Source organism: Mycobacterium colombiense, from assembly GCF_003284935.1.
GTDB lineage: Bacteria > Actinomycetota > Actinomycetes > Mycobacteriales > Mycobacteriaceae > Mycobacterium > Mycobacterium arosiense_A.
In genome coordinates, this window is the sequence record NZ_QMEV01000027.1 from 22,797 (window position 1) to 47,375 (window position 24,579).

Genomic DNA, 24,579 nt, shown 5'->3' on the forward strand with positions numbered 1-24,579 from the left:
GGGCGCTCCGCGCCCCGCAGCCGCACCCGAGGCCCCGGCGGCGTCCGTAGGCGACCCCGCCAGCTGCCGACCAACCGTCCGGTTGGTATATGTTGGGCTGCAGCATCCCAGTCGCCGGAGGTCTTTCCATGAGCAGCGCCATCAAATACCAGCGCACTCTTTTCGAGTCAGAGCACGACCTGTTCCGTGAGTCCTACCGGGGCTTCCTCGAGCGCCATGTCGCGCCCTACCACGACGAGTGGGAGAAGGCGAAGATCGTCGACCGTGGCGTCTGGCTCGAGGCCGGCAAGCAGGGCTTCCTCGGCATGGCGGTGCCCGAGGAGTACGGCGGTGGCGGCAACCCCGACTTCCGGTACAACACGATCATCACCGAGGAGACCACCGCGGGCCGCTACAGCGGCATCGGGTTCGGCCTGCACAACGACATCGTGGCGCCGTACCTGTTGGCCCTGGCCACCGAGGAGCAGAAGCAGCGCTGGCTGCCGAAATTCTGTACCGGAGAGCTGATTACGGCGATTGCGATGACCGAGCCGGGCACCGGCAGCGACCTGCAGGGCATCAAGACCCGCGCGGTCAAGCAGGGCGACCACTACGTGCTCAACGGATCAAAGACGTTCATCACCAACGGAATCAACTCCGACCTGGTGATCGTGGTCGCGCAGACCGACCCGGACAAGGGCGCGCAGGGCTTCTCGCTGCTGGCCGTCGAGCGCGGCATGGAGGGCTTCGAGCGCGGCCGGCACCTGGACAAGATCGGGCTGGACGCCCAGGACACGGCCGAGCTGTCGTTCACCGACGTGCACGTGCCGGCCGAAAACCTGCTGGGCCAGGAGGGCATGGGGTTCATCTACCTGATGCAGAACCTGCCGCAGGAACGCATCTCGATCGCCATCATGGCGGCCGCGGCCATGGAGCAGGTGCTGGAGCAGACCCTGCAATACACCAAGGAGCGCAAGGCATTTGGCAAGCCGATCGGCAGCTTCCAGAACAGCCGCTTCGTGCTCGCCGAACTGGCGACGGAGGCGACCGTGGTCCGCATGATGGTCGACGAGTTCGTCCGCCTGCACCTGGACCACAAGCTGACCGCCGAACAGGCCGCGATGGCCAAGTGGTACTGCACCGAAAAGCAGGTGCACCTGATCGACCGCTGCCTGCAGCTGCACGGCGGCTACGGCTACATGCGCGAATACCCCGTTGCCCGTGCCTATCTGGACGCACGGGTGCAAACCATCTACGGCGGCACGACCGAGATCATGAAGGAAATCATCGGCCGCAGCCTCGGCGTATAGCGTTTCGTTTGCTGGATAGCGGCAAAGAATCATCGCGGCGAAGATTCGTTGGTTAACGGCCCCGGCGCTATTGGCGGCGGGCGACAAACTGGCCGCGGCGCGTGGGTTGGCGCGGGTGAGAGCGTGACTTCGCCGCGGGGTCACGGCCCATCGGCGCAGGTCTTCCGGGCGTGCCGTCGCGCCTAATCAGGCCCGCGATCGGGCCGGTGGCGACCGTTCGTGCCCGGTGCGCGGACACGTCCGGCGCAATTGCGCTGTGCGAGTCGGCAGTCCGGCGCTGCTGCTCGATCCGCGGTCCGGCCGTTTTCTGTGCGATATCCGCAACGCCGAACGACGGGCGGGGCGGGCGGTCGCGATTGGGCCATGGGCACGCATCATTTCGACATCGGTGTGGTATCCGTTTTTGTAAAATTTGTGATTCGACTTCGCATTTCTTGTTGGCTGGAGCAAAGTAATGCGAGCCCGGCGGTAAGGCTGATCGTGCGCGGGTCCATTCCGCGCAGCACGGCCCGTTCGCCGGTTATGCAGGTAAGGGCATAGCCGCAGATAGATCCCTATCCGCCGGCTGGGAGGCTTGGTGAAGGTGCAGAGAGGTCACATGCGCAAGCTGATCGGAAGCGCGCTGGTCAGCTTGACGACCACCGCACTGGCCGCCGTGCTGTTGGCCCCCACCGCGGTAGCGAGTCCGATCGGCGACGCCGAAGCCGCGATCATGGCCGCCTGGGACAAGGCCGGCGGCGACACCTCACCACTGGGCGCCCGCAAGGGCGACGTGTACCCCGTCGGGGACGGCTTCGCCCTGGACTTCGACGGCGGCAAGATGTTCTTCACCCCGGCCACCGGAGCCAAGTTCGCGTACGGGCCCGTCCTGGACAAATACGAGCAGCTCGGCGGGCCGGCCGGCAGCGATCTGGGCTTTCCGACCATCAACGAAGTGCCGGGCCTGTCCGGTCCCGACAGCCGGGTGATCACCTTCTCGGCCAGCGACAAGCCGGTGATCTTCTGGACCCCCGAGCACGGCCCGTTCGTGGTGCGCGGCGCCCTCAACACCGCCTGGGACAAGCTGGGCAGCTCGGGCGGGGTTCTCGGTGTACCGGTCGGCGACGAGACCTACAGCGGCGAGGTGTCCTCGCAGAAATTCAGCGGCGGCCAGGTGTCCTGGAATCGGCAGACGAAGCAGTTCACCACCGAACCGCCGGCGCTGGCCGACCAGTTGAAGGGCCTGCAGGTGGCGATCGATCCCACCGCGGCGATCAACACGGCGTGGCGCGCTGCCGGCGGAGCCACCGGGCCGTTGGGCGCCAAGCAGGGCGGCCAGTATCCCGTCGGCGGTGACGGCATCGCCCAGAACTTCGCCCGCGGCAAGGTGTTCTTCACCCCGGCCACCGGCGCGAACGCCGTCGAGAGCGACATTCTGGCCAAATACGAGTCGCTGGGCGGCCCGGTCGGCAGCGACCTCGGATTTCCCACCACCAACGAAACCGACGGCGGCATAGGATCTTCCAGCAAGATCTGCACCTTCTCCGCCGCCGACAAGCCGGTCATCTTCTGGACGTCGGACCACGGCGCGTTCGTCATCCGCGGGGCGATGAAGGCGGCGTGGGACAAGCTGCGCGCCCCCGCCGGCAAGCTGGGCGCGCCGGTGGGCGACCAGGCCGTGAACGGCGACGTGGTTTCGCAGCAGTTCACCGGCGGCAAGATCTCGTGGAACCGGGCCAAGAACACGTTCAGCACGGAGCCGTCCAACCTGGCGCCGCTCCTGTCCGGCCTGCAAGTGTCGGGTCAGAACCAGCCGAGCAACTCGGCCATGCCGGCGCACGCCAAGAAGTTCACCTGGCACTGGTGGTGGCTGATGGCCGCCATCCCGGTACTGGTGCTGCTCGTGTTGCTGGTCTGGGTGCTGTTCGTCTGGCGCCGGCGCCGGCCCGAACAGGCCGACGCCGTGGGTTATGCGCCCGACCAGGGCCGGGACTTCGGCTACGACGCCGGCGACCCCTGGGGGCACGACGATTCCGACCACGACGCCGAGGCGTTCGCGCTCAGCGCGCCGGCCGAACCGGCGCCGGATGCCGGGCGGGTCAGCTGGCAGCGCCAGGCTCCCGCCGAGAGTGAATACGGGTTCGAGGAGGAAGACCCCGACGCCGTCGACACCGACTCCATCCCCGTCGTCTCCGGCGAGATGCTGTCGGAGGCCGACTATCCCGCCGCCCAGGTCGACTACGCCGACTACGCCGACGAGGTTCCCGAGCTCGCCGAGCCCGACACCGCGGACGACGCCGCCTACGCCGACGCCGACGACCTCGACGCCGGGTACGCGCAGGAGGCCTACCCGGACGACGAATACCTTGACCTCGCGGTGCCCCGCACCCCGCCCGACACCGACGCCGTGACCGGCGCCCTGGACACGGCCGAGCCCGAGGACGACTACCTCGACCTCGCCACGCCCGAGCCCGAGGCCGAGGCCGAGCCGGCGGAGGACCGGGGAGCCGACGTGGCAGACGCGGTGGTCGCCGGAGCGGTCGCGGCCGGGGCGCCGGCGCGAAGCGGACGGCACGCCGCCGCCGACGACGCCGAGGACGGCTCGGACAATGGTCTGGCGGGCCCGGACGGCCGGCCCACGATCCACCTGCCGCTCGACGACCCGTACCAGGCGCCCGAGGGATATCCGATCAAGGCCAGCGCCCGGTACGGGCTGTACTACACGCCGGGCAGCGACCTGTATCAGGACACGCTCGCCGAACTCTGGCTGTCGAGCGAAGAAGTCGCGCTGGCCAACGGTTTCACCCGCGCCGACTGACGCGGCGAGGCGTCAGACCTTACGGATGACGGTGACGACCTTGCCGAGCACGCTGGCGTCGTTGCCGGGGATGGGGTCGAACGCCGGGTTGTGCGGCATCAGCCAGACCTGACCGCCGGCGCGCTTGAACGTCTTGACGGTGGCTTCGCAGTCGAGCATCGCCGCGACGATGTCGCCGTTGTCGGCGACGTTCTGCTGACGCACCACCACCCAGTCGCCGTCACAGATCGCGGCGTCGACCATCGAATCACCGACCACCTTGAGCAGGAAAAGCGTTCCCTCGCCGACCAATTCGCGTGGCAGGGGAAAGACATCCTCGACGGCCTCCTCGGCCAGGATCGGTCCACCGGCCGCGATGCGCCCGAGCACCGGGACAAACGTGGGTTCGGGCAGGGCATCCGAGCCGGCCACCTCGGTGGCGGGCGCCGTCACGTCGTCGTCGATCCCGCGGACATCGACCGCCCGGGGGCGGTTGGGGTCGCGCCGCAGGTACCCCTTGCGCTCCAGGGTGCGCAGCTGGTGCGCCACCGATGACGTCGACGTCAGGCCGACGGCGTCGCCGATCTCGCGGATGCTCGGCGGGTAGCCGCGGCTGGTGACCGAGGCGCGGATGACATTCAGAATGGTGCGCTGACGCTCGGTCAGCGAGGGATCCACGGAGTGCAACCGGCCTTCGGGGCCGGCCGAGGAAATGTCGTTGCTGTCGCCCATGGCAATGAATGTAGCCGCCACTCGAACAAGAATCAAACATGTGTTCGAGTGGCGTGTCGCGCCGTCGCGGGCGGCGACGGAAAAGGCGCAAAGTCGGGTGAATCACAAATGTGTAACTCTTCGGGTTATCGGGTATTTGGGCCTCGTGACAGTGGTAGAGGCCGACGAACTTGTCGGTGGAGTGATCTAGCGTTTGCTCGTGCGACACGCTTCGCTCAAATGTTCGGGTTTCGAACACACAAGCGATTAGAGTCGAACACACGAGCGAGAGCTAGTTGACCGGAGGAACGAAGATGACAGTCATCCACACGCCTGCGCCGCGTATCAGCAGTCTTCGGCGCCCGATCAACGGACCCGTGCAGGGTGCTCGGTATGGACGCGACGGTCTGACCCGATCCCGCAGGCCGGCGCCGGCGCGCCCGGCGGGCGCGGCGACGCGCTATTACGGCACCGGGGTGGCAATGTCGGTCGCCCCGCACCGCCGGCGCGCGACCACCTGGGCGTCGACCATCGGGCTGGCGTTGGCCGCCGGGGCGATCACGCTGTGGCTGGGGCTCGTCGCGAACGTCGGCCAGGTGCTCAACGGCGACTCCACCAACAACGCGGCCCACATTCCCGACCGGCTGGCCGTCGTCCGCGTCGACGCGGGGGAGTCGCTGCAGGACTTCGCGCACCGGGTCGCGCCCGAGGCGCCGACCACTCAGGTCGCCGACCGCATCCGCGAACTCAACGATCTGCACTCGCCCAACCTGATGGCGGGTCAGACCCTCATCGCTCCGGTCGGCTGACAACCGTTGTGCGAAAACGGCTCTGTTAGCCGTGCAGATCGGCGCGCGGGTACGCTCAAAGTCCTGCGGTTGTTCGTCGGCACGGTGAAGGAGCGGTCATGCACTGTCCGTTCTGCCGTCATCCCGACTCCCGGGTGATCGACTCGCGCGAAACCGATGAAGGCCAGGCCATCCGGCGGCGCCGATCCTGTCCCGAGTGTGGACGGCGTTTCAGCACCGTGGAGACCGCCGTCCTGGCGGTGGTCAAGCGCAGTGGCGTCACCGAACCGTTCAGCAGGGAAAAGGTCATCAGCGGCGTCCGCCGCGCCTGCCAGGGTCGACAGGTCGACGACGACGCCCTGAACCTGCTGGCCCAGCAGGTCGAAGACACCGTGCGCGCCGCCGGTTCGCCGGAAATCCCCAGCCACGAGGTGGGATTGGCCATCCTCGGGCCGCTGCGCGACCTCGACGAGGTGGCCTACCTGCGGTTCGCGTCCGTGTATCGCTCGTTTGAGTCCGCGGACGATTTCGAACGCGAGATCCAGGCGCTGCGCGATCACCGCGGCGTGACGGCGCCGGGCTGACCGGGCCGTCCCGGCCCGCATCGTCACCCCGCTAGGCTCGCTTTCATGCCTACTGACTTGCATCCCGACCTTGCGGCGCTGGCCCCGCTCCTTGGGACCTGGTCCGGCAAGGGCGCGGGAAAGTACCCGACGATCCCGCCGTTCGACTACCTCGAGGAAGTCGTGTTCGCCCACGTCGGTAAACCGTTTCTGGCCTACGGGCAGAAAACCAAGGCGGTGGCCGACGGCAAGCCGCTGCACGCCGAAACCGGGTATCTCCGGGTGCCCCAGCCGGGCCACGTCGAGCTGGTTTTGGCGCATCCCAGCGGCATCACCGAAATCGAGGTCGGCACCTACTCGGTCACCGGTGACGTCATCGAAATGCAGATGGCCACCACGACCGTCGGGCTGACTCCCAGCGCCAAAGAGGTGACGGCGCTTGGCCGTTCCTTCCGCATCGACGGCGACGAGCTGTCCTACACCGTGCAGATGGGTGCGGTCGGGCAACCCCTGCAGGACCACCTCGCCGCGGTGCTGCACCGGCAAAGCTAGCCCACCCGCCCCCGCGTTGGCCGTCAGTCCAGGTGTCGCACACCGTCATTGACGACCCGCCCGGCCACCCCGACCCAGCCTTCGGCGCTCCATGTCGTCTCGATGACGGAGCCCCTGCCCTGCGTGATCCGCAGGCTCTGACTGAGGTAATCGGTGATGCGCATCGCCGCCGAGCCGGTGGCCTCGTCCTCGACCACACCGAGGTTGGCGGCGAACATGCGAACCCGCAGCGACCCGGATGCCCGGTCGGTCCAGGCCCACAGGTAATGCGCGGTGTCGTCGGGGAAGTCGGCCGGGTCGGCGGCGAGAACCTCGTCGGCCGAAGCGAATTCGTGCAATGCGAAGTCGGGCGCCCATTCCGCGCGCGCGTCGATGCCGGCGCGGTGTTCGTCGGAGCCCACCTGCACGATGCCCGCCGGTACCCGCAGCGTGTTGACCGGCGAACCGCTCTCGCGCAGCCACCACGTCGCGCCGACGGTGGGGTGGCCGGCGAACGGCAGCTCGGTTCGCGGCGTGTAGATGGTGGCATGCGCGGTTGAGGAGCCCGCGGCCGGGACGTCCACGAAAACCGTCTCGCTGTACCCCAATTGGGTCGCCAACCGTTGCCGCTCGGCGGGGTCGACCCGGCGGGCGTCCACCACGCCCAGCGGATTACCGAAATTGCCGTCCGAATCGGTGAACACCCGCAACACCGTCACGTCGATCCCCATGGCCCGACTGTACGGCGCGGAAGCCGTCGGCATCGATCGACGGGATCAGGTGGCGCTGCGTTCGTCGGACCCCATGGCGTTCAGTACGGCGACGCGGGTTCCAGCGGGGCCCGAGACGGCCCGCTCGCCGCCGCCGGTGCGCAACAGGCTGCGCAGATTGGCCTGGTCGTATTCGGCCGGGGCGGTGGAATCGATGAAACGCTCGACGACGTCGATGAACCGGGCCGGGTCGTCGTGGAACGGGAAGTGGCCCGAGCCTTCGAAGATCTCCAGACGCGAGCCGGGCATCGCGGCGTGCGCCATCCACGCGTGCCGGACCGGGACCACCACATCCTTTGTGCCCCAGACGATCTGCACCGGGATGGCTTCGGTCAAATAACATCGGTCGAGCATGGTGACGATCTGCCCGCGCCAATCCACCACCGCACGCAACGTCCGGCTGAACGCCGCCGACGCCGTCGGCTCGGGCAGGTCGTCGAGGATGCGCAGCACGTTGGGCAGATCGCGGCCCAAGCCGGTGCTGCCCAGCGCGGTCCCCAGGACGCGTCCCACGAGCTGAACCGCCGGCAGCACCAGCGGCAGCCGCAGCAGGGCGATCGCCTCGCTGCCCATCGGCAGCGAGGCCCACCGCAGGACGAAGTTGACGTCCTTGGTCACGCCGCCCGCGCCGACCAGGATCAGCCGTTCCACCAGATGCGGGAATTGGTAGGCGAATTGCATGGCGACGCCACCGCCCAGCGAGTGACCGATGATCGTCACCCGCTCGATGGCGAGCACGCTGAGCAGGTCACGCATCCCGTTGGCGTAGGCCGCGATCGAGTAGTCGGCGCGCGGCTTGTCCGATCGCCCGTGTCCCAGCAGGTCCGGGGCGATCACCGTGAAACGCTGGGCGAGCTTGGCCTGCACCGTATTCCACGTCGTCGAGTTGTCGCCGATGCCGTGAATCAGCAGGATCGCCGGCCCGGAACCGGCGATGCGGTACGCCCGCTTGTAACCGTGGATGGTGCGGAACTCGAGTCTGGGTGCGGTGACTTCACGCACCGGGCGGAGCGTGGGATTGCGCTTCCGCTCGGTCATATCGCCAACCTTGGTGTCGGGCCGGGCTACGCCGGTCTGGCTAGGGGCTCGTGCTGCGGGGGTCAGGCATGGTCGTCGTCGTCGTACTTCTTCTCGGCCTGCTGGGCCAGAAATCGCTCGAACTCTGCGCCTAGCTCATCGCCGCTAGGCAGATCCTCGTCGCGAGCTAGTAACGATCTGTTCTCCTGAGCGTCGATGAAGGCATCGTACTGGCGCTCCAGCGCGGCCACCACTTGAGCGACCTCCGCGCTCGCCTCGACCTGCTCGTCGATCTTGGCCCGAATCACCTCGGCGGCCTCGGTCAACGCGGTCAGCGGCAGCTCCAGTGACGCGGTCTTGGCGACCTGTTCGAGCAGCGCCTGCGCGGCGGCCGGGTAGTCGGTCTGGGTGAGGTAGTGCGGGACGTGCACGGTGTAGCCGATCACCTCGTGGCCGTGCTGGCCCATCCGGTATTCGAGCAGGTTGGACGCGCTGGCGGGGACCTGGATCTCCGAGATCCACGGCTGGAAGTTGGCGATCAACTCCGGGTTGTTCGAGTGGGCGGTCATGGTGGTCGGCCGGGTGTGCGGAACCGCCATCGGCACGGTGCCCAGGCCGATGGTTTGGCGCACGCCGAGGCGCTCGGCCAGCAGCCGCACCGCGGTGATGAAGCGCTCCCACTTGAGATCCGGCTCCATGCCGGCCAGCAACAGGAACGGGGTGCCGATCGTGTCGCGCATCGCGTAGAGGTTCAGCTCGGGCTCTTCGTAATGGGTGAAGTGATCGGTCTTGAACGTCATCAGCGGCCGCCGGGAGCGGTAGTCCAGCAATTCGTCGATCGCGAAGGACGCGACCAGCTCGGTGTCCAGCACCGCCTTCAGATGTGCCGACGCCAGCTTGATGGCATGACCGGCGTCGGAAAAGCCCTCCAGGGCGTGCACCAGCACCGGGCCGCGGCCATCGGACGTCGACAGCTGCGGCGCCGGCAGCTCGAGCTCGTACATGCCGGCCTGCCCCGGCTGGTACCGGTCAGCTGGGTCTTGGTGGTGAGCCATCTGCGATCGCCTCCTCTCGGGGGTCCTTCCAGGGTGCCCTACCAAGTGTCCCCCGAATCAGCCGGCACCCACATCGCTCAGCGAACTTCGCGTCACGCTTGTAGCTGAAACGCGATAATTCTCAGGCGTAATCCGATGGGAACGCGCCCGGGGCGAGCCGCGGGCTCGCCAGCAAACCCCGTGGCGCACCGCGATGTGTAGGAGTCGGCCTGCCGCCCCCCGGTCAGGCATGATGAAGGCGATGCGCATTCGGATCCTGATGCTCTGCTCGGTGGTGGGGGTGGCGATGTCGCTGACGTCGTGTCACCGGCCCGTCGAGCATGTCTCGGGTGCGCCGGTGTCCGCCCCCCGTGTCGGCGGCCCCGTGCAGCGGCTCAGCCAGCCCGAACAGAAGGCCGTCGCCGGTCCGGTCGAGCCGGATCGGCGCATCGGGGCGATATTCATCGACGGCGGCCCGCTGCACGTATGCACCGGTTCCGTCGTGCATTCGACGGGCGGCAACCTGATCATCACCGCCGCGCACTGCCTCGCCGGAGCGTCGCTGATCACATTCGTTCCCGGTTTCGCCGGCGACGCCGCACCCGGCCCCGCCGATGTGTGGAAGGCCGACGCGGTCTACCTCGATCCGCGCTGGACCGCCAGCAAAGACCCGCACGCCGACTATGCGATCGCTCGGGTCAGCAACGAGGCCGGCGCTCCCGTCGAGTCCCGGGTCGGCCTGGCGCTGACGCTGGGCGTCACGCCCCCGCCGGGCAGCCGCGTCACGGTGCTGGGCTATCCGGCCGGCGTGGGGGGTTCACCCATCGGCTGTCAGGCCGCCACGTCGGTCACCGACAGCGGGTTCCCGGCGCTGGCGTGCGAGGGCCTGGTGGACGGCACCAGCGGCGCGCCCTGGGTGAGCGGGACGACGCTCATCGGGGTGATCGGCGGTCTGGAGCGGGGTGGCTGCGCCGCGAACATGTCGTATTCCGCGCCGTTCGACGCGCACACCGCGGAGCTGCTGGCTCGCGCCGAGGCGGGTGGTCCCGGCGATCCGCTCGTGGGCGACCTGCAAGACGCCTGTTAGTGGCGATCGTCAGCGCGGCGGAGCCGGGCGCAACGGGTCGCCACCATCGGGGTTAGTGGCGGAATTGGTTGAGCGCCCGGACCTTGTTCATCACGTCGAGCGCCGCCACCTTGTAGGCCTCGGAGAACGTGGGGTAGTTGAACACCGCGTCCACCAGGTACTCCACGGTGCCGCCGCAGCCCATCACGGCCTGGCCGATGTGCACCATCTCGGTGGCGCTGGTGCCGAAGATGTGCACGCCGAGCACCGTGAGGTCCTGGGTGGACACCAGTAGTTTGAGCATCCCGTAGGAGTCGCCGGCGATCTGGCCGCGGGCCAGCTCGCGGTACCTGGCCACCCCGACCTCGTAGGGGACGGCGTTCTTCGTCAGCTCGACCTCGGTGGCGCCGACGTAGGAGACCTCGGGGATGGAGTAGATGCCGATCGGTTGCAGCTCGGTGATGCCGTCGCTCGCCTCCCCGAACGCGTGGTAGGCCGCCAGGCGGCCCTGCTCCATCGACGTGGCGGCCAAGGCGGGGAAGCCGATCACGTCACCGACGGCATAGATGTGGGGCACCTTGGTCTGGAAGTTGTCGTCGACGAAAATGCGTCCGCGGTTGTCGGCCTCGAGCTCGGCGTTGTGCAGATCAAGGTGATCGGTCTGGCCCTGGCGCCCGGCCGAATACATCACCGTCTCGGCGGGAATCTGCTTGCCACTGGCCAGGGTGGTGACGGTGCCCGCCGAGCCGACGTCGACGGCGGTCACCTCCTCGCCGAACCGGAACGTCACCGCCAGGTCACGCAGGTGGAACTTCAGCGCCTCGACGACCTCGGGATCGCAGAAGTCGAGCATGTCGTCGCGCTTCTCCACGACGGTGACCTTGGTGCCCAGCGCCGCGAACATCGAGGCGTACTCGATGCCGATGACGCCGGCGCCGACCACCACCATCGAGGCGGGCAACGACTTGAGATCCAGGATCCCGTCGGAGTCGAGCACCCGGTGTTCGTCGAACTCGACACCGGAGGGCCGCGCCGGGCGGGTGCCGGTGGCGATGACGACGTATTTGCCTGTGATGGTGATCTTTTCGCGCCGCGACGGGTCCTCGACCTCGATGGTGTGCGGGTCGACGAAACGCCCGTGGCCGATCAGCAGATCGATCCGGTTGCGCATCAGCTGGTTGCGTACCACGTCGACTTCCTTGCCGATCACGTGCTGGGTGCGGGCCAGCAGATCGGCCGGGGTGATCTTCTCCTTCACGCGGTAGCTGGCGCCGTAGAGTTCGCGCTGGCTCATCCCGGTGAGGTAGAGGACCGCCTCGCGCAACGTCTTTGACGGGATGGTGCCGGTCTGCACACACACGCCGCCCAGCATCTGGCCGCGTTCGACGACCGCGACCGACTTACCGAGCTTGGCCGAGGCGATGGCGGCCTTCTGCCCGCCGGGCCCGGACCCGATGACCACCATGTCGTACTCTTGCGCCGAACTCATGGCTTAAACAGTAAGGCAGCACAACGCACAGTGCTGGGTTCATCCACAGCACCGCCGCCGCACCCGCGCACCTGCGCACCGCTTGACGGTGGCCGCCGTCAGCGTGGTGCCCATGACGACGCATCGAGCAGACTTCGAACTGTCCCGCCCCGGCGCACTCATCGCCGCGCTGCCCGCCGTTCTGGGCTTCGTTCCCGAAAATTCATTGATATTGGTGTCTTTGGGCGACGGCGAACTCGGGTCGGTGATGCGCGTCGACCTCTCCGAGGAGGTCATCGACCGGGTGGGGGACCTGGCGGAGGTCGCCGCCGCGGCGGCCCCGGAGGCCGTGATCGCGGTGATCGTCGACGCGGACGGCGCCTACTGCCCAAGCTGCAACGAGGAATACCGGCAGCTTTCGGTAGCGCTCGCAGAAGCGTTGGCGCAGCACGACATTGAGCTCTACGCCACCCACGTGGTGGACCAGGTGGCGCTCGGCGGGCGGTGGCATTGCGCCGAGGGCTGCGGGTCCAGCGGCGTCGTCGAGGATCCCGCGGCCTCCCCGCTGGCCGCCGCCGCGGTGCTGGAAGGCAGGCGGCTCTATGCGCGTCGCGCCGACCTGCAGGCGGTCATCGCGCCCGACGACCCGACACGCAGCGCCGCGCTGGCCGCTGCGGTCGACAAGCAGGCCGCGCGGCGCCGGGCGGCGCACCGGGCACATCCGGTGCGCTGCACCCGCCGCGACGTGGAGGCGGCGATGGCCGCCGCTTCCCGTGTCGCGGGTGGGGAATCACTGACGGACGCGGAGGTGGCGGCGTTGGGCTGTGCGCTGCGCGACGCGCAGGTCCGCGACATGCTGTATGCCCTGGCGGTGGGGGAGGGCGCAGGGGAGGCCGAGTCGCTGTGGGCGCTGCTCGCGCGCCGGCTGCCCCCGCCGTGGCGGGTCGAGGCGCTGGTCCTGATCGCGTTCAGCGCCTACGCCCGCGGCGACGGCCCGCTCGCTGGGGTGTCGCTGCAGGAGGCGCTGCGTTGTGACCCCGACCATCGGATGGCGGGCATGCTGGACACCGCTTTGCAGTCCGGTCTGCGGCCCGACGACATCCGGGACCTGGCGCTGACCGGCTACCGGCTGGCCAAACAGTTCGGGGTGCGGCTACCGCCGCGCCGGCCGTTCGGCCGCAGGGCGGGGTAGGGGTAATCGTGAGCGCGGCGGCGCCGGGCGGGCCGCGCCCGGCTCAGACCTTTTCGACCTTGACGGCGTGCGCCATCTCGTGCGGCAGGGTGACGTTCTCGTGGCCCGGAATGACAATGGTCACCCCGGCGGAACTGGTCTCGACGGTGACGCGCGCGTTGGGGACGACGCCGGCGTCCTTCAGGCGGGAGATCAGGTCGATGTCGCCCTGGACGTGTTCGGTCAACTGCCGCACCACGACCGCCACCGGCGCACCGGCGGGCAACTCGGTCAGCCGGACCAGGGGGCCGTCCTCGGACCAGGACTCGGGGCCCACGCCCAGGTCCAGAAGCCCGGGGATCGGGTTGCCGAAGGGCGAGGTGGTCGGGTTGTTGAGCACCTTCACCAGCCGCCGCTCGACGTCCTCGCTCATCACGTGCTCCCAGCGGCATGCCTCGGCGTGCACCTCTTCCCAGGGCAGCCCGATGACATCGACCAGCAATCGCTCGGCGAGGCGGTGCTTGCGCATGACGGAAATGGCCAGCGCACGGCCCTTGTCGGTGAGCTCGAGGTGGCGGTCGCCGGCCACGTGAAGTAAACCGTCCCGCTCCATGCGCGACACGGTTTGGCTGACAGTCGGCCCGCTCTGATCCAGGCGTTCGGCGATTCGGGCACGCAGCGGCGTCACGCCCTCTTCTTCGAGGTCGTAGATGGTCCGCAGGTACATCTCGGTGGTGTCAACCAGGTCGTTCATTCAGCACCCTCCGTCGACGCTGAGTCTACTTGGCCAGCTGCGCGAATGGTTGTAACGCCTCCCCGGCACGCAGTATGCCCGCCGCTGACGCGGCGGGCATACCGTCTGCTACCTAGTTTGAGTGAGGTGTTAGCTCGCGTATGACCGTAGCCTGTCGGCGCGCTCCCCGTTGCGGAGTTTGGACATTACGTCCCGCTCGATCTGGCGGACCCGCTCACGGGACAGCCCGAACAGCTTGCCGATCTGGTCCAGGGTGCGCGGCTGGCCGTCGTCCAGGCCGAACCGCAACCGGATCACCTGGTGCTCACGCTCGTCCAGGGTGGCCAGCACGCTGCGGATGTCGGTGTGCAGCAGCTCGGCGATCACCGCGTTCTCGGCCGACATAGCTTCGGCGTCCTCGATGAAGTCGCCCAGCGGGGCTTCTTCCTCGGAGCCGACCGGCATGTCCAGGCTTACCGGGTCGCGACTGTGCTCGAGCAGGTCGTTGATCTTTTCCACCGGGATTCCGGACTCGGCGGCCAGTTCCTCGTCGGTGGCCTCGCGTCCCAGGTTCTGGTGCATCTCACGCTTGATCCGCGCCAGCTTGTTGACCTGCTCCACCAGGTGGACCGGCAGCCGGATGGTGCGGCTCTGGTCGGCCATGCCGCGGGTGATGGCCTGACGGATCCACCAGGTCGCGTAGGTCGAGAACTTGAATCCCTTTGTGTAATCGAACTTTTCCATCGCTCGGATCAACCCGAGGTTGCCCTCCTGGATCAGGTCCAGCAGCGGCATGCCGCGACCGGTGTACCGCTTGGCCAGCGACACCACCAGACGCAGGTTGGCTTCCAGCAGGTGACGACGCGCCGCCTGGCCGTCGCGCACCACGGCCTCTAGATCGCGTTTACGGTTCTCCCCGAGGCGCTTACGCGTTGCGAGCAGGTGCTCGGCATAGAGCCCGGCCTCGATGCGCTTGGCGAGTTCGACCTCGCCGGCCGCATTGAGCAGTGCCGTCTTACCGATTCCATTGAGATATACGCGCACTAGATCCGCTGCGGGGCTTTGAGCATCCAGATCGCCGTCAAATCTGCTCGTGCTGGCGTTCGCCATAGCGACCTCCCGTTCGGCTTTGTTCTGTCATCGAGTTCAACGACAGATCAGCTCTGAGAGTTCCCAGCGACTCCCTATCTCACACGTCTTGACGTGCAGAAATGTGCCGCCGACCTGAGAATGTCCTGAGAAGTCCGCGGCGGGGGCACCCTGCGGAGAAACGACGGCTAGTCGGGATCCATTCCGCCCCGCGCGCCGGGAGGCCAGCCCGGTTGCGGTTCTCGCGGAGCCTCGAGCGCGCGACGTTCGGCGCGGGGGAACAGGGGAATGCGCTGGCGGGCGTCGTCGAACCGGCGCGGCTCCTCGGCACTGCGCGGCGGGCGATCGTTGGCGATCAGGACGGCCATCCAGGGCAACGGGATGGAGGCCGCCACGATCGCCAGGGAGATCAGCCCGTTGTGCCACGCGCCGTAGGCGACGGCGGCCAGGATGAGCGCCGGAATCCGGAATGCCATCAACGTCAAGTATTTACGGACCCGCGCGCGGTGCTGCTCCTCATACGAGGTCGCGGCGGCGGTGATGAGCACCGGACGGCTTTTGTTGCCGTCGAAGTCATCGAACCGGCCGTCGAACCCCGGATCGGAGCCGTGCTTCATTTCTCCACTGTCCCACAACTGGCCGATTCCGGCTCGGGCGGTTTCTGGGCCCGCCGGGCAGTGCACAATGACAGGTATGCAGACCCAAACGATCGAACGCACCGAGACCGACGAACGCGTCGACGACGGGACCGGCAGCGACACCCCGAAGTACTTCCATTACGTCAAGAAGGACAAGATCGCCGAGAGCGCGGTGATGGGCAATCACGTCGTGGCGTTGTGCGGCGAGGTATTTCCCGTCACCAAGGCGGCCAAGCCGGGCTCACCGGTCTGCCCCGACTGCAAGCAGATCTACGACCGGATGAAGAAGGGCTGACCTAGCCCGGCGGCTCCGCCGGCGCGACCTCGCGTTGCGCGGTGATGGGATTCGTGGTCACGGGATTCGACAGCGTGTCCGCCGCCTTCGCCAGCGCGGGCGAGCGCGACAGCAGCCACCGGCGCAGCCGGTGCGCATGCGTCCTGCCCGCGGGGAATTCCTCCTGGATGGCGGCATTGAGCTCGGCGCCGATCATGATCGCGAAGCCCCCGAAGAACGAGAACAGCAGGAATGCGATCGGCGTGGAGAGCGCGCCGTAGGTGTAGCCCGTACTGGTGATCCATTGCAGGTAGATCCGCAGGCCCAGGGTGGCGACCACGAACACCGCGGTGGCCAGCGCGGCGCCGACGATCAGGCGATGCGTCGGCAGCGGCTCCGGCAACGACACCCGGTACAGGATCACCACCCCGACCATCAGGACGAGGATCAGGGCCGGGTAGTAGCCGTAGCGCAGCACGTTGGCCAGGCTGACCGGAATGTGCTCGCCCACCTTGCGCGGCCCCAAGACCACCAACGGCGCAGTCGCCACCACGAACACCAGCCCCGCCACGTACAGGAACAACGCGAACAGGCGCTGCCGCACCGGGTGGCGCAGCGGCGTCTGGTCGTGCGCCTCGACCACGGAGTCGACGAACGACGAGATGGCCGACGACCCCGCCCACAACGAGATGATGAAACCCAGCGACACCACTTCGCCGCGAGCGTGGTTGGCGATGTCGCGCACGGTCGGCTCGATGATCTCGTTGACCACGCTGCGGGAGAACACGCTGTGCGCGGTCGAGATCAGCTGGCGCAGGATGCTGGGCAGCATGTCCGGGCCGAACAGCGGAGCCACGTAGGCCAGGGTGCCCAGCAGCCCGAGCAGCAGCGGCGGCAGTGACAGCGCCGACCAAAAACCAGCCTGAGCCGACTCCGAGAAAATCGAGTCGTCCCAACTCTTGGACAGAGTCCTGCGGGTGATTCGCCAAATGTGGTGGCGCGACGGTTTTGCGACCTGCTCGCTCATACCCGTCCAGCATTACCGAAGATCACGCCCACCGCCCACATTGGCGATGGGCGAGTTCGTCCGCGGGCTAGCTTTCGCTGAACTCCAACACGGCGTCCAGCTCGGTCAGCTTCGCCTCGTGCTCGTTGGCATGGTGCTGGCAGAAGAGAAGCTCCAGTCCGGAAGGCAGCTTGGCGCGCACGCGGGCCGCGGCACCGCAGCGGTCGCAGCGGTCGGCCCGGGTCAGTTCGGGACTCGTCAGAGTTGCATTCATGGCTTCTCCGTTCTCGTACATTCACTTTCTCAGACGTATGGCGTTTTCGCCTTGTTCCCCGATCGTTATCGGGTGTGTCGTTTCTCACGGCCTGGTCAGGTTTGGTTTAGGCGGTCTCTAGGGTGCCGGATTGTGACCTTCGTCCCCGACGTCCTGGTGCACCTGTGTGGAACCGAGCAGTGGGCGCGGGCCCGCCGGCTGGGCGGGATCCTGCCCGAGGACGCCGGCGGCGACTTCATCCATCTGTCGACGCCAGACCAAGTGCACCTGCCGGCCAACCGGCTCTACCGCGGTCGCGACGACCTCGTCCTGTTGCACATCGACCCGACCCGGCTCGCCGCTCCGGTGCGGTGGGAGCTGGGTGTACCAACCGATCCCGAGTCGATGTTGTTCCCGCACCTGTACGGCCCGCTGCCCCTGGCCGCCGTGGTCCGGGTCACCGCCTATCCGCCGGGCGACGACGGAACCTTCGGTCCGGCGTCGACGTAGGCGTCGGCTTCGATCTCCACCAGCAACTCGGGGGCGATCAGCGCCGATACCTCGACCATGGTTGCCGCCGGCCGGATCGCACCGAAGACCTGCTCGTGCACCGCTCCCACCTCGCGCCAGCGCGAGATGTCGGTGACGTAGATGCGGGTGCGCACCACGTCGTTGAGCGCGGCACCCGCTTGATCCAACGCAATCTCGATGCGGCGCAAAGCATCTCGGGTTTGGGCGGCGATGTCACCGGCGGGCCCGGCGCCGGTCGTTCCGGCCACCCACACGTGCGGACCGACCCGCACCGCGCGCGAGTAGCCGACCGCCGATTCGAAGGCGGATCCGGACGAGACGCGGGCGCGATTGGTGGCCATGCGCCTTACGGTACGACGGCCCAGGCCGCCGCCGCAGCCGAATTTCGCGGCGGCAGCGCTCGTTTGGCCTCCGGATTACACCGGCATCGAGATGGGTTGCGCGGCAACCGGTTCGGGTGACCGACTAGTCGAGGTAGTCGCGCAGCACCTGGGAGCGGCTGGGGTGACGCAGCTTCGACATCGTCTTGGACTCGATCTGGCGGATGCGCTCGCGGGTCACGCCGTACACCTGCCCGATCTCGTCGAGCGTGCGGGGCTGGCCGTCGGTGAGCCCGAAACGCAGCCGCACCACACCCGCCTCGCGCTCCGAGAGCGTCTCCAGGACCGACTGCAGCTGGTCTTGCAGCAGCGTGAACGACACCGCGTCCACGGCCACCACGGCCTCGCTGTCCTCGATGAAATCGCCGAGCTGGCTGTCGCCCTCGTCGCCGATGGTCTGGTCCAGCGAGATCGGTTCGCGGGCGTATTGCTGGATCTCCAGCACCTTTTCGGGCGTGATGTCCATTTCCTTGGCCAGCTCCTCGGGCGTGGGCTCGCGGCCCAGGTCCTGCAGCAGCTCGCGCTGGATACGGCCCAGCTTGTTGATGACCTCGACCATGTGCACCGGGATGCGGATGGTGCGGGCCTGGTCGGCCATGGCGCGGGTGATGGCCTGGCGGATCCACCACGTCGCGTACGTGGAGAACTTGTAACCCTTGGTGTAGTCGAACTTCTCGACCGCGCGGATCAGACCCAGGTTGCCCTCCTGGATGAGGTCCAGAAAGGCCATGCCGCGGCCCGTGTAGCGCTTGGCCAGCGACACCACCAGTCGCAGGTTGGCTTCCAGCAGGTGGTTCTTCGCGCGGTCGCCGTCGCGGCAGATCCACATCATGTCGCGGCGCTGGGCGGCGGGCAGTTTGTCGCCCCGCTCGGCCAGCTCGCTCATCAGCTGCGTGGCGTAGAGGCCGGCCTCGATCCGCTTGGCCAGCTCAACCTCTTCCTCGGCGTTGAGCAGCGCGACCTTACCGATCTGCTTGAGGTAGGCGCGCACCGAGTCGGCGGAGGCGGTCAGCTCGGCGTCCTTGCGGGCCTGCCGCAACGCCTCGGACTCGTCTTCGTCCCACACGAAATCGCCGGAGGCCTTGTCCTTTTCGGACGGCTCGGCGATCTCCTCGTCCTCCTCGGCCGCGGCCTCGCCGGCCTTGGCGGGCTTGGCTGCGGCCTCCCCTTCCTCGGCCTCTTCCTCGCCTTCGCCTTCGTCGGCGTCGCCCTCCTCGGCGTCTTCGCCGTCGGACGCTACGTCTTCCTCGAGGTCGTCGAGGGACAGGTCGGTGTCGATGTCGAGGTCTTCGCCGGGCTCAGCCTCGAGGTCGGGTTCGTTGTCGAGATCCTCGACGGCGCCGTCGGAATCGAGGGCGTCGGGATCCGCGGGCCCACCCTTGGCCGCCTTGGTTCCGCGGGCGGAGGGCGCCTTGGCGCCGGCGCCCTTGGCCGCGGCGCGCGTCTTGGCGTCGGCGGCCCCGTCGGCCTCGGACTTGGTGGACGGTGAGGCCGTCTTGGCGGCCCGCTTCGCGGGCGCCGAGCCGTTGGCAGCCTTGGCCGCGGGTCGCTTGGCGGGGGAGGACGGAGACTTCGTGGCGGTGCGTTTCACCGGCCCATCCGTTGCCGGGCTTGCTTTCGTCGCTGCCACTTACACCCCTTCGTTTGGGCTCACTCTCGGTGGGTAGTGGGCATGGTTAACCGAAAGTGTCTGCTATGTCGATGTCGGCGTTGGTATCAGCATGAGTAGCCGCACGCTGTCGGTTGGGCATTCGCCGAGCACCATTGTAACGACAGTGCGGGGTACTACGGCTCTGCCGGGCGAAATCAGTGGGTCACGTCAGAGGTGGCGGCCATCGCCGCGCCGACGATCCCGGCGGTGTTGAGCAGGGCCGCGGCCACCACCGGGGTGCGGTTGGTCAGCAGCGGCACCCATTTGTCGGCCTTGCGGCTGATGCCGCCGCCCGCGATGAACAGATCCGGCCACACCGCGTTCTCGATGCTCACCAGCACCTTGGTCACCTGCTTGCTCCACTTTTCGTAGGACCAGCCGTTGCGCTCCTTCACCGAGGACGCCGCCCGCTGCTCGGCCTCCTTGCCGCCGACCTCGAGATGGCCGAACTCGGTGTTGGGAATCAGCGTCCCGTTGTGAATCACCGCCGAACCGATCCCGGTGCCGAAGGTCAGCAGCACCACCAGTCCCGACTTCCCTTTGCCCGCGCCGTAGTGCTCCTCGGCCAGGCCCGCCGCGTCGGCGTCATTGAGCACCACGACGTCCTGATCGTCCAGTTCGGCGCTGATGATGTCGCGCGCGTTGGTGCCGATCCACGACTTGTCCACGTTGGCCGCCGTCTGCACGACGCCGTGGGTGACGACCCCGGGATAGGTCACTCCCAGCGGGCCGGTCCACCCGAAAGCGTCGACCACCTCGGCGATGGTCTTGGCGACGGCCGAGGGCGTCGCGGGCTGCGGCGTCAGCAGCTTCACCCGCTCGCCGATCAGCTGCCCAGTGTCCATGTCGACGATGCCGCCCTTGATGCCGCTGCCGCCGACGTCGATGCCGAACCCGCGGCGCGCTGGCCGGCCGTCGCCGGCGGCGACACCGGGCGTCTCCGTGGTCGAGTCGGTGCTGGTCATCGAATCTCCTCGGCGTGACGGGGCTGTCCGCTCACCTTAGCGCCGCGGCGGTGCCGTCCGTGGCGTCTGCGCGAGCCCGGCGACTGTGATCCGATAGACCGGTGACCCCTTCCGATGACGAGCTCGTAGGGCTGCGCTCGGTCGCCGAAACCTTGGCCGCGGAGGCCGCCGCATTCGTGAGGCGACGGCGGGCAGAGGTTTTCGGCCCCGAGGCGGGCGGCTTGCACACCCCCGACAGTGGCGCGGTGCGATCGAAGAGCACCCCGACCGACCCGGTGACCGTGGTCGACACCGAAACCGAACGGCTGCTGCGCGACCGGCTGGCCGAATTACGGCCTGGGGACCCGATTCTCGGCGAGGAAGGCGGCGGGCCCGACGACCCGGCGGGCACGCCCGCCGGGACGGTCACCTGGGTGCTCGATCCCATCGACGGCACAGTGAATTTCGTCTACGGCATCCCCGCCTACGCCGTGTCGGTCGGCGCCCAGATCAACGGCGAGTCGGTGGCCGGGGCGGTCGCCGACGTCGTCGGGAACCGCGTCTATTCGGCGGCGCTGGGCCTGGGGGCGCATGTCACCGACGACGAGGGGACGCAGCTGTTGCAGAGCGCCGCCGTCGACGATTTGTCGATGGCGTTGCTGGGCACCGGTTTCGGCTATTCGCGGCAGCGCCGCGCGGCGCAAGCGGCGCTGTTGGCGCGCATGCTGCCGGTGGTGCGCGATGTCCGCCGGATCGGCTCGGCCGCACTGGATCTGTGCATGGTCGCCTCGGGCCGGCTCGACGCCTTCTACGAGCACGGCCTGCAGGTGTGGGATCGCGCCGCGGGTGCGCTGATCGCGTCCGAGGCGGGGGCCCGGGTGGTCCTGCCCGCGCCCGGGGAGGCCGGGGCAGGCCTGGCGCTGGCCGCCGCGCCCGGAATCGCCGACGAGCTGCTGGCCGTCCTGGAGCGCTTCCACGGCCTGGATCCGATTCTGGATTGACCGCCCGCGGTCAGCAGCTGCTGGCGTGAATCTTGGCCAGCAGCGTGGGATCTGAGGGTTCGGTGGCGCCGGGACGCAGGGTGGCGAGCACGGCATCGATGTCGTCGTTGTGCGCCAGCGCGCTGAAGTCGGTGCCCAGCGACAGGTCGACGGAGTCGTCGGCGCGGTTGTCGTTGAACAGTTCGGTGCACGGCGCGACCAGCCACACGGCGGCCGCGGTGGCCTGTCCGGCGGTGCCGAAACGGATTTGGCCCTGACAGGTGAGCCTGGTGCCCGCATACAGCGGGTCGTTGGCGGCGGTCGGTTGGGCGAAGCCGAGGTCTTTCATGGCGCCCGCGACGTCGCCGGCCTGGCCGCCGCGGCCGCTGGCGTTGAGGACGCGAACCTTGGTGTCGGCGAGTTTGGCGGGCGTGACGTCCATCATGGCGCTGCGAGGCACCTGCTCGCCGAGCTGGGCCGGCGTCGAACCGCCCGTCTGCGGCGGGGGATTGCACACCGCGGCCTCGTGCACCTTGGCGGGCCGCGTCAGGGCGACCGTCCAGATGACGCCGGTGGCCACTGCGAGAAGAATCACCACGATGATGGCGGGCCGGGGGTTGCGCCGCCGAAAAGGCCGACCATGCTTGTCAAACGCTGTACCCTCGGTGATTTGCGTGACCACAGGTGCACTCTAGCGGCACGCTAAACCCACTGTTCAGAGACGAGCGCAAGGGTAAAACCAGGGGTGTGACGCAAATCACACCTTAATGGGCCGCGATACGGGCACGAATCATTTGGTGGATGCGTTCGACGCTGGTACAAAGCGATGCCTGGATATCGCGGGCATGCAGAGGCAATAGGGCAGGGGAAGAGATATGCCTACCGACTACGACGCTCCACGGCGCACCGAGACGGACGACGTTTCGGAGGATTCGCTGGAGGAGCTCAAAGCGCGACGGAACGAGGCGGCCTCGGCCGTCGTCGACGTCGACGAATCCGAATCCGCTGAGAACTTTGAACTGCCGGGTGCCGACCTGTCCGGGGAAGAACTGTCGGTGCGCGTGATTCCGAAGCAGGCCGACGAGTTCACCTGCTCGAGCTGTTTCCTGGTGCAACACCGCAGTCGGCTGGCCAGTGAGAAAAACGGCGTGATGATCTGTACCGACTGCGCGGCCTGATAGCCGCTCTTACCGTGTCAGGGCCGACAGCACCCGCTCGGGGTGACGGCAGCTCACCAGCCAGTACGGCGTCGGATCGTCCGGGTCGTCCAGTACGGCCAGGAGCATCGGCCCCACCCATGCCCTGTGGAGGACGTAGGCGGCCGGGTCGAGCTGGCGGCCCAGCGCCGCGGACTTCGCCGAGGGCACTATCTGCGCGGACCGGGCGATCACCGTGACCGGCAGGTGCGCCTGGCCGGCCCACAGCTGCACTTCGCCGGGCGCGGCCGGGTCGGCGGTGACCCGGATTTCGATGCGGCCCAGCCACAACAGCGCTACGGCCGCCACCGCGAAGAGCGCCGCGTACGGCCACCAGGCCGACTGGCGGGTGACGCCCATGTTGAACTCGAACGCGATGATGCCCGCCAGCGCGAAGGCCGGTGGCCACCACCACCACGGGACCCACAATCGTTCGCGATACCGCACGTTGTGCGGCGCGACGCGCGTATCGGACACGCAGTCAAGGGTAGTCTGTGCCCCCGTGTCGACCAGTCTGGCCATCGTCCGCCTTGACCCCGAGCTTCCGCTGCCCAGCCGCGCCCACGAGGGCGACGCCGGGATCGATCTCTACAGCGCCGAAGACGTCAAACTCGAGCCGGGCCGCCGCGCCCTCGTGCGAACGGGGGTCGCGGTCGCCATCCCGTTCGGCATGGTCGGCTTGGTGCATCCGAGGTCGGGATTGGCTGCGCGAGTGGGACTTTCGATCGTCAACAGCCCGGGTACGATCGACGCGGGCTATCGCGGCGAGATCAAGGTTGCGCTGATCAACCTGGATCCGACCGAGCCGATCGTGGTGCACCGCGGCGATCGCATCGCCCAGTTGTTGGTGCAGCGAGTCGAATTAATGGAGTTGGTCGAGGTGTCGTCGTTCGACGAGGCCGGGCTGGCCGAAACATCCCGTGGCGATGGTGGTCACGGTTCCTCCGGCGGACATGCGAGTTTGTGATGGCATTCGGTAAGCGCACACCCAAAGACGACGACGCCTCGAGCGCCGACATCCCGGCGGCCGACGCGGTCGCGGCCGACGAGCCGGGCCCCGAGGAGCTCGAGGGACCGTTCGACATCGAGGACTTCGACGACCCGGCGGTCGCGGAGCTGGCCCGCCTCGACCTGGGCTCGGTGCTGATTCCTATGCCCGAGGCCGGGCAGCTGCAGGTCGAGCTGACCGAAACCGGTGTGCCGAGCGCGGTCTGGGTCGTCACGCCCAACGGCCGGTTCACCATCGCCGCCTACGCCGCGCCCAAGACCGCCGGCCTGTGGCGCGAGGTGGCCAGCGAGCTCGCCGAATCGCTGCGCAACGACTCGGCCCAGGTGAGCATCAAGGATGGTCCGTGGGGTCGCGAGGTGGTGGGCACCGCCACCGGCGTCGTGCGTTTCATCGGCGTCGACGGCTATCGCTGGATGATCCGCTGCGTCATCAACGGCCCGCACGAGACGATGGAAGCCCTAGAGCAGGAGGCGCGAGCGGCCTTGGCGGACACCGTGGTTCGGCGCGGTGACACCCCGCTTCCGGTGCGCACGCCGCTGGCCGTGCAGCTGCCCGAGCCGATGGCCCAGCAGCTGCGCGAAGCCGCCGCCGCGCAGCAGGCCGCCCAGCAGGCCGAGGGGCAGCAGCAGACACCGGCCAACGAGCCGGCCGCGCGCCGCAGCGTCGACGGGTCGGCCATGCAACAGCTGCGCACCACCACCGGCGGTTGAG

28 protein-coding genes are annotated in these 24,579 nt (G+C 68.1%); 13 read left to right on the forward strand and 15 right to left on the reverse strand.

The window, feature by feature from the left end:
• Nucleotides 1-128: 128 nt before the first annotated feature.
• On the forward strand, nucleotides 129-1,289 hold the full coding sequence (locus DQP57_RS14150; protein WP_112633542.1) for an acyl-CoA dehydrogenase family protein: 1,161 nt from the start codon (nucleotides 129-131) through the stop codon (nucleotides 1,287-1,289).
• Nucleotides 1,290-1,887: 598 nt separating this feature from the next.
• A complete protein-coding gene (locus DQP57_RS14155; RefSeq protein WP_112633543.1) occupies nucleotides 1,888-4,086 on the forward strand; it encodes an LGFP repeat-containing protein in 2,199 nt (732 codons plus the stop codon).
• Nucleotides 4,087-4,098: 12 nt separating this feature from the next.
• On the opposite strand, the gene lexA is transcribed toward DQP57_RS14155, so the two are convergent.
• On the reverse strand, nucleotides 4,099-4,797 hold the full coding sequence (gene lexA / locus DQP57_RS14160) for a transcriptional repressor LexA (RefSeq protein WP_112633544.1): 699 nt from the start codon (nucleotides 4,795-4,797) through the stop codon (nucleotides 4,099-4,101).
• Between the two features lie 293 nt (nucleotides 4,798-5,090).
• Between lexA and DQP57_RS14165 the strand changes: the two genes are divergently transcribed.
• The 3 genes from DQP57_RS14165 to DQP57_RS14175 all read left to right on the forward strand — a co-directional run bounded on the left by DQP57_RS14165 (nucleotide 5,091) and on the right by DQP57_RS14175 (nucleotide 6,679).
• A complete protein-coding gene (locus DQP57_RS14165) occupies nucleotides 5,091-5,585 on the forward strand; it encodes a LysM peptidoglycan-binding domain-containing protein (RefSeq protein WP_112633545.1) in 495 nt (164 codons plus the stop codon).
• Nucleotides 5,586-5,683: 98 nt separating this feature from the next.
• Complete coding sequence (nrdR, locus tag DQP57_RS14170) at nucleotides 5,684-6,148, forward strand: transcriptional regulator NrdR (protein ID WP_112633546.1); 465 nt, start codon at nucleotides 5,684-5,686, stop codon at nucleotides 6,146-6,148.
• Nucleotides 6,149-6,193: 45 nt separating this feature from the next.
• On the forward strand, nucleotides 6,194-6,679 hold the full coding sequence (locus DQP57_RS14175; protein WP_112633547.1) for a peroxynitrite isomerase: 486 nt from the start codon (nucleotides 6,194-6,196) through the stop codon (nucleotides 6,677-6,679).
• Between the two features lie 23 nt (nucleotides 6,680-6,702).
• Here DQP57_RS14175 and DQP57_RS14180 read toward each other — a convergent pair whose 3' ends face one another.
• The 3 genes from DQP57_RS14180 to DQP57_RS14190 form a co-directional block, all read right to left on the reverse strand.
• Nucleotides 6,703-7,389, reverse strand: a complete 687-nt coding sequence (locus DQP57_RS14180; RefSeq protein ID WP_112633548.1) for a PhzF family phenazine biosynthesis protein — start codon at nucleotides 7,387-7,389, stop codon at nucleotides 6,703-6,705.
• 45 nt (nucleotides 7,390-7,434) lie between these two features.
• The gene (locus DQP57_RS14185) at nucleotides 7,435-8,466 is read right to left on the reverse strand and encodes an alpha/beta fold hydrolase (RefSeq protein ID WP_112633549.1); all 1,032 of its coding nucleotides are present in this window, start codon (nucleotides 8,464-8,466) and stop codon (nucleotides 7,435-7,437) included.
• 62 nt (nucleotides 8,467-8,528) lie between these two features.
• On the reverse strand, nucleotides 8,529-9,500 hold the full coding sequence (locus DQP57_RS14190; RefSeq protein WP_112633550.1) for a proteasome assembly chaperone family protein: 972 nt from the start codon (nucleotides 9,498-9,500) through the stop codon (nucleotides 8,529-8,531).
• A gap of 229 nt (nucleotides 9,501-9,729) precedes the next feature.
• Here DQP57_RS14190 and DQP57_RS14195 point away from each other — a divergent pair, with 229 nt between their 5' ends.
• The gene (locus DQP57_RS14195; RefSeq protein WP_112633551.1) at nucleotides 9,730-10,566 is read left to right on the forward strand and encodes a trypsin-like serine peptidase; all 837 of its coding nucleotides are present in this window, start codon (nucleotides 9,730-9,732) and stop codon (nucleotides 10,564-10,566) included.
• Between the two features lie 52 nt (nucleotides 10,567-10,618).
• On the opposite strand, the gene sthA is transcribed toward DQP57_RS14195, so the two are convergent.
• Complete coding sequence (gene sthA / locus DQP57_RS14200) at nucleotides 10,619-12,034, reverse strand: Si-specific NAD(P)(+) transhydrogenase (protein WP_112633552.1); 1,416 nt, start codon at nucleotides 12,032-12,034, stop codon at nucleotides 10,619-10,621.
• Between the two features lie 112 nt (nucleotides 12,035-12,146).
• Between sthA and DQP57_RS14205 the strand changes: the two genes are divergently transcribed.
• Nucleotides 12,147-13,205, forward strand: coding sequence for a DUF4192 domain-containing protein (locus tag DQP57_RS14205; RefSeq protein WP_112633576.1), 1,059 nt, complete (start codon nucleotides 12,147-12,149; stop codon nucleotides 13,203-13,205).
• Between the two features lie 43 nt (nucleotides 13,206-13,248).
• Here DQP57_RS14205 and DQP57_RS14210 read toward each other — a convergent pair whose 3' ends face one another.
• The 3 genes from DQP57_RS14210 to DQP57_RS14220 form a co-directional block, all read right to left on the reverse strand.
• Nucleotides 13,249-13,938 (reverse strand): metal-dependent transcriptional regulator, encoded by a 690-nt coding sequence (locus DQP57_RS14210; RefSeq protein ID WP_067839871.1) that lies wholly within the window; start codon nucleotides 13,936-13,938, stop codon nucleotides 13,249-13,251.
• Between the two features lie 129 nt (nucleotides 13,939-14,067).
• Nucleotides 14,068-15,027: a sigma-70 family RNA polymerase sigma factor SigB gene (gene sigB, locus DQP57_RS14215; protein WP_007774892.1), complete on the reverse strand. Its 960-nt coding sequence runs from the start codon at nucleotides 15,025-15,027 to the stop codon at nucleotides 14,068-14,070.
• A gap of 167 nt (nucleotides 15,028-15,194) precedes the next feature.
• Nucleotides 15,195-15,641 carry a DUF3099 domain-containing protein gene (locus DQP57_RS14220; protein ID WP_112633577.1) on the reverse strand — a complete coding sequence of 149 codons (447 nt, stop codon included), beginning with the start codon at nucleotides 15,639-15,641 and terminating at the stop codon, nucleotides 15,195-15,197.
• A 58-nt stretch (nucleotides 15,642-15,699) separates the two neighbouring features.
• Between DQP57_RS14220 and DQP57_RS14225 the strand changes: the two genes are divergently transcribed.
• On the forward strand, nucleotides 15,700-15,939 hold the full coding sequence (locus tag DQP57_RS14225) for a DUF3039 domain-containing protein (RefSeq protein ID WP_064879665.1): 240 nt from the start codon (nucleotides 15,700-15,702) through the stop codon (nucleotides 15,937-15,939).
• 1 nt (nucleotide 15,940) lies between these two features.
• Here the strand turns inward: DQP57_RS14225 and DQP57_RS14230 are convergent, their stop codons facing one another.
• Both DQP57_RS14230 and DQP57_RS14235 read right to left on the reverse strand, forming a co-directional pair.
• The gene (locus DQP57_RS14230; RefSeq protein ID WP_112633554.1) at nucleotides 15,941-16,945 is read right to left on the reverse strand and encodes a YihY/virulence factor BrkB family protein; all 1,005 of its coding nucleotides are present in this window, start codon (nucleotides 16,943-16,945) and stop codon (nucleotides 15,941-15,943) included.
• Between the two features lie 67 nt (nucleotides 16,946-17,012).
• The gene (locus DQP57_RS14235; protein ID WP_007774888.1) at nucleotides 17,013-17,198 is read right to left on the reverse strand and encodes a DUF7455 domain-containing protein; all 186 of its coding nucleotides are present in this window, start codon (nucleotides 17,196-17,198) and stop codon (nucleotides 17,013-17,015) included.
• A 129-nt stretch (nucleotides 17,199-17,327) separates the two neighbouring features.
• Here DQP57_RS14235 and DQP57_RS14240 point away from each other — a divergent pair, with 129 nt between their 5' ends.
• The gene (locus DQP57_RS14240; protein ID WP_430919223.1) at nucleotides 17,328-17,687 is read left to right on the forward strand and encodes a DUF952 domain-containing protein; all 360 of its coding nucleotides are present in this window, start codon (nucleotides 17,328-17,330) and stop codon (nucleotides 17,685-17,687) included.
• On the opposite strand, the gene DQP57_RS14245 is transcribed toward DQP57_RS14240, so the two are convergent.
• The 3 genes from DQP57_RS14245 to ppgK form a co-directional block, all read right to left on the reverse strand.
• On the reverse strand, nucleotides 17,642-18,049 hold the full coding sequence (locus tag DQP57_RS14245) for a RidA family protein (protein WP_112633556.1): 408 nt from the start codon (nucleotides 18,047-18,049) through the stop codon (nucleotides 17,642-17,644). The genes DQP57_RS14240 and DQP57_RS14245 overlap by 46 nt on opposite strands.
• A gap of 124 nt (nucleotides 18,050-18,173) precedes the next feature.
• Entirely contained in the window at nucleotides 18,174-19,718 is a 1,545-nt protein-coding gene (locus tag DQP57_RS14250) for an RNA polymerase sigma factor (RefSeq protein WP_112633557.1), read from the reverse strand.
• A 176-nt stretch (nucleotides 19,719-19,894) separates the two neighbouring features.
• Complete coding sequence (ppgK, locus tag DQP57_RS14255) at nucleotides 19,895-20,704, reverse strand: polyphosphate--glucose phosphotransferase (RefSeq protein WP_112633558.1); 810 nt, start codon at nucleotides 20,702-20,704, stop codon at nucleotides 19,895-19,897.
• Nucleotides 20,705-20,805: 101 nt separating this feature from the next.
• On the opposite strand from ppgK, the gene DQP57_RS14260 reads away from it, so the two are divergent.
• On the forward strand, nucleotides 20,806-21,684 hold the full coding sequence (locus tag DQP57_RS14260) for an inositol monophosphatase family protein (protein ID WP_112633559.1): 879 nt from the start codon (nucleotides 20,806-20,808) through the stop codon (nucleotides 21,682-21,684).
• Between the two features lie 10 nt (nucleotides 21,685-21,694).
• Here DQP57_RS14260 and cei read toward each other — a convergent pair whose 3' ends face one another.
• Nucleotides 21,695-22,345, reverse strand: a complete 651-nt coding sequence (gene cei / locus DQP57_RS14265; RefSeq protein WP_112633560.1) for an envelope integrity protein Cei — start codon at nucleotides 22,343-22,345, stop codon at nucleotides 21,695-21,697.
• A 193-nt stretch (nucleotides 22,346-22,538) separates the two neighbouring features.
• Between cei and DQP57_RS14270 the strand changes: the two genes are divergently transcribed.
• Entirely contained in the window at nucleotides 22,539-22,841 is a 303-nt protein-coding gene (locus tag DQP57_RS14270; protein WP_036468275.1) for a DUF4193 domain-containing protein, read from the forward strand.
• Between the two features lie 9 nt (nucleotides 22,842-22,850).
• On the opposite strand, the gene DQP57_RS14275 is transcribed toward DQP57_RS14270, so the two are convergent.
• The gene (locus DQP57_RS14275) at nucleotides 22,851-23,336 is read right to left on the reverse strand and encodes a DUF3093 domain-containing protein (RefSeq protein ID WP_112633561.1); all 486 of its coding nucleotides are present in this window, start codon (nucleotides 23,334-23,336) and stop codon (nucleotides 22,851-22,853) included.
• Nucleotides 23,337-23,361: 25 nt separating this feature from the next.
• On the opposite strand from DQP57_RS14275, the gene dut reads away from it, so the two are divergent.
• Together dut and DQP57_RS14285 are read left to right on the forward strand one after the other, a co-directional pair.
• A complete protein-coding gene (dut, locus tag DQP57_RS14280; RefSeq protein WP_112633562.1) occupies nucleotides 23,362-23,826 on the forward strand; it encodes a dUTP diphosphatase in 465 nt (154 codons plus the stop codon).
• Nucleotides 23,823-24,578, forward strand: coding sequence for a DUF3710 domain-containing protein (locus tag DQP57_RS14285; RefSeq protein ID WP_112633563.1), 756 nt, complete (start codon nucleotides 23,823-23,825; stop codon nucleotides 24,576-24,578). The genes dut and DQP57_RS14285 overlap by 4 nt, the downstream gene beginning before the upstream one ends.
• The last annotated feature ends 1 nt before the right edge of the window (nucleotide 24,579 follow it).

Bases quoted from the DNA above. Each gene is read 5' to 3' on its own strand.
- DQP57_RS14150 (WP_112633542.1), top strand. From the start codon at position 129: ATGAGCAGCGCCATCAAATACCAGCGCACTCTTTTCGAGTCAGAGCAC.
- DQP57_RS14155 (WP_112633543.1), top strand. From the start codon at position 1,888: ATGCGCAAGCTGATCGGAAGCGCGCTGGTCAGCTTGACGACCACCGCA.
- lexA (WP_112633544.1), bottom strand. From the start codon at position 4,797: ATGGGCGACAGCAACGACATTTCCTCGGCCGGCCCCGAAGGCCGGTTG.
- DQP57_RS14165 (WP_112633545.1), top strand. From the start codon at position 5,091: ATGACAGTCATCCACACGCCTGCGCCGCGTATCAGCAGTCTTCGGCGC.
- nrdR (WP_112633546.1), top strand. From the start codon at position 5,684: ATGCACTGTCCGTTCTGCCGTCATCCCGACTCCCGGGTGATCGACTCG.
- DQP57_RS14175 (WP_112633547.1), top strand. From the start codon at position 6,194: ATGCCTACTGACTTGCATCCCGACCTTGCGGCGCTGGCCCCGCTCCTT.
- DQP57_RS14180 (WP_112633548.1), bottom strand. From the start codon at position 7,389: ATGGGGATCGACGTGACGGTGTTGCGGGTGTTCACCGATTCGGACGGC.
- DQP57_RS14185 (WP_112633549.1), bottom strand. From the start codon at position 8,466: ATGACCGAGCGGAAGCGCAATCCCACGCTCCGCCCGGTGCGTGAAGTC.
- DQP57_RS14190 (WP_112633550.1), bottom strand. From the start codon at position 9,500: ATGGCTCACCACCAAGACCCAGCTGACCGGTACCAGCCGGGGCAGGCC.
- DQP57_RS14195 (WP_112633551.1), top strand. From the start codon at position 9,730: ATGATGAAGGCGATGCGCATTCGGATCCTGATGCTCTGCTCGGTGGTG.
- sthA (WP_112633552.1), bottom strand. From the start codon at position 12,034: ATGAGTTCGGCGCAAGAGTACGACATGGTGGTCATCGGGTCCGGGCCC.
- DQP57_RS14205 (WP_112633576.1), top strand. From the start codon at position 12,147: ATGACGACGCATCGAGCAGACTTCGAACTGTCCCGCCCCGGCGCACTC.
- DQP57_RS14210 (WP_067839871.1), bottom strand. From the start codon at position 13,938: ATGAACGACCTGGTTGACACCACCGAGATGTACCTGCGGACCATCTAC.
- sigB (WP_007774892.1), bottom strand. From the start codon at position 15,027: ATGGCGAACGCCAGCACGAGCAGATTTGACGGCGATCTGGATGCTCAA.
- DQP57_RS14225 (WP_064879665.1), top strand. From the start codon at position 15,700: ATGCAGACCCAAACGATCGAACGCACCGAGACCGACGAACGCGTCGAC.
- DQP57_RS14230 (WP_112633554.1), bottom strand. From the start codon at position 16,945: ATGAGCGAGCAGGTCGCAAAACCGTCGCGCCACCACATTTGGCGAATC.
- DQP57_RS14235 (WP_007774888.1), bottom strand. From the start codon at position 17,198: ATGAATGCAACTCTGACGAGTCCCGAACTGACCCGGGCCGACCGCTGC.
- DQP57_RS14245 (WP_112633556.1), bottom strand. From the start codon at position 18,049: ATGGCCACCAATCGCGCCCGCGTCTCGTCCGGATCCGCCTTCGAATCG.
- ppgK (WP_112633558.1), bottom strand. From the start codon at position 20,704: ATGACCAGCACCGACTCGACCACGGAGACGCCCGGTGTCGCCGCCGGC.
- DQP57_RS14270 (WP_036468275.1), top strand. From the start codon at position 22,539: ATGCCTACCGACTACGACGCTCCACGGCGCACCGAGACGGACGACGTT.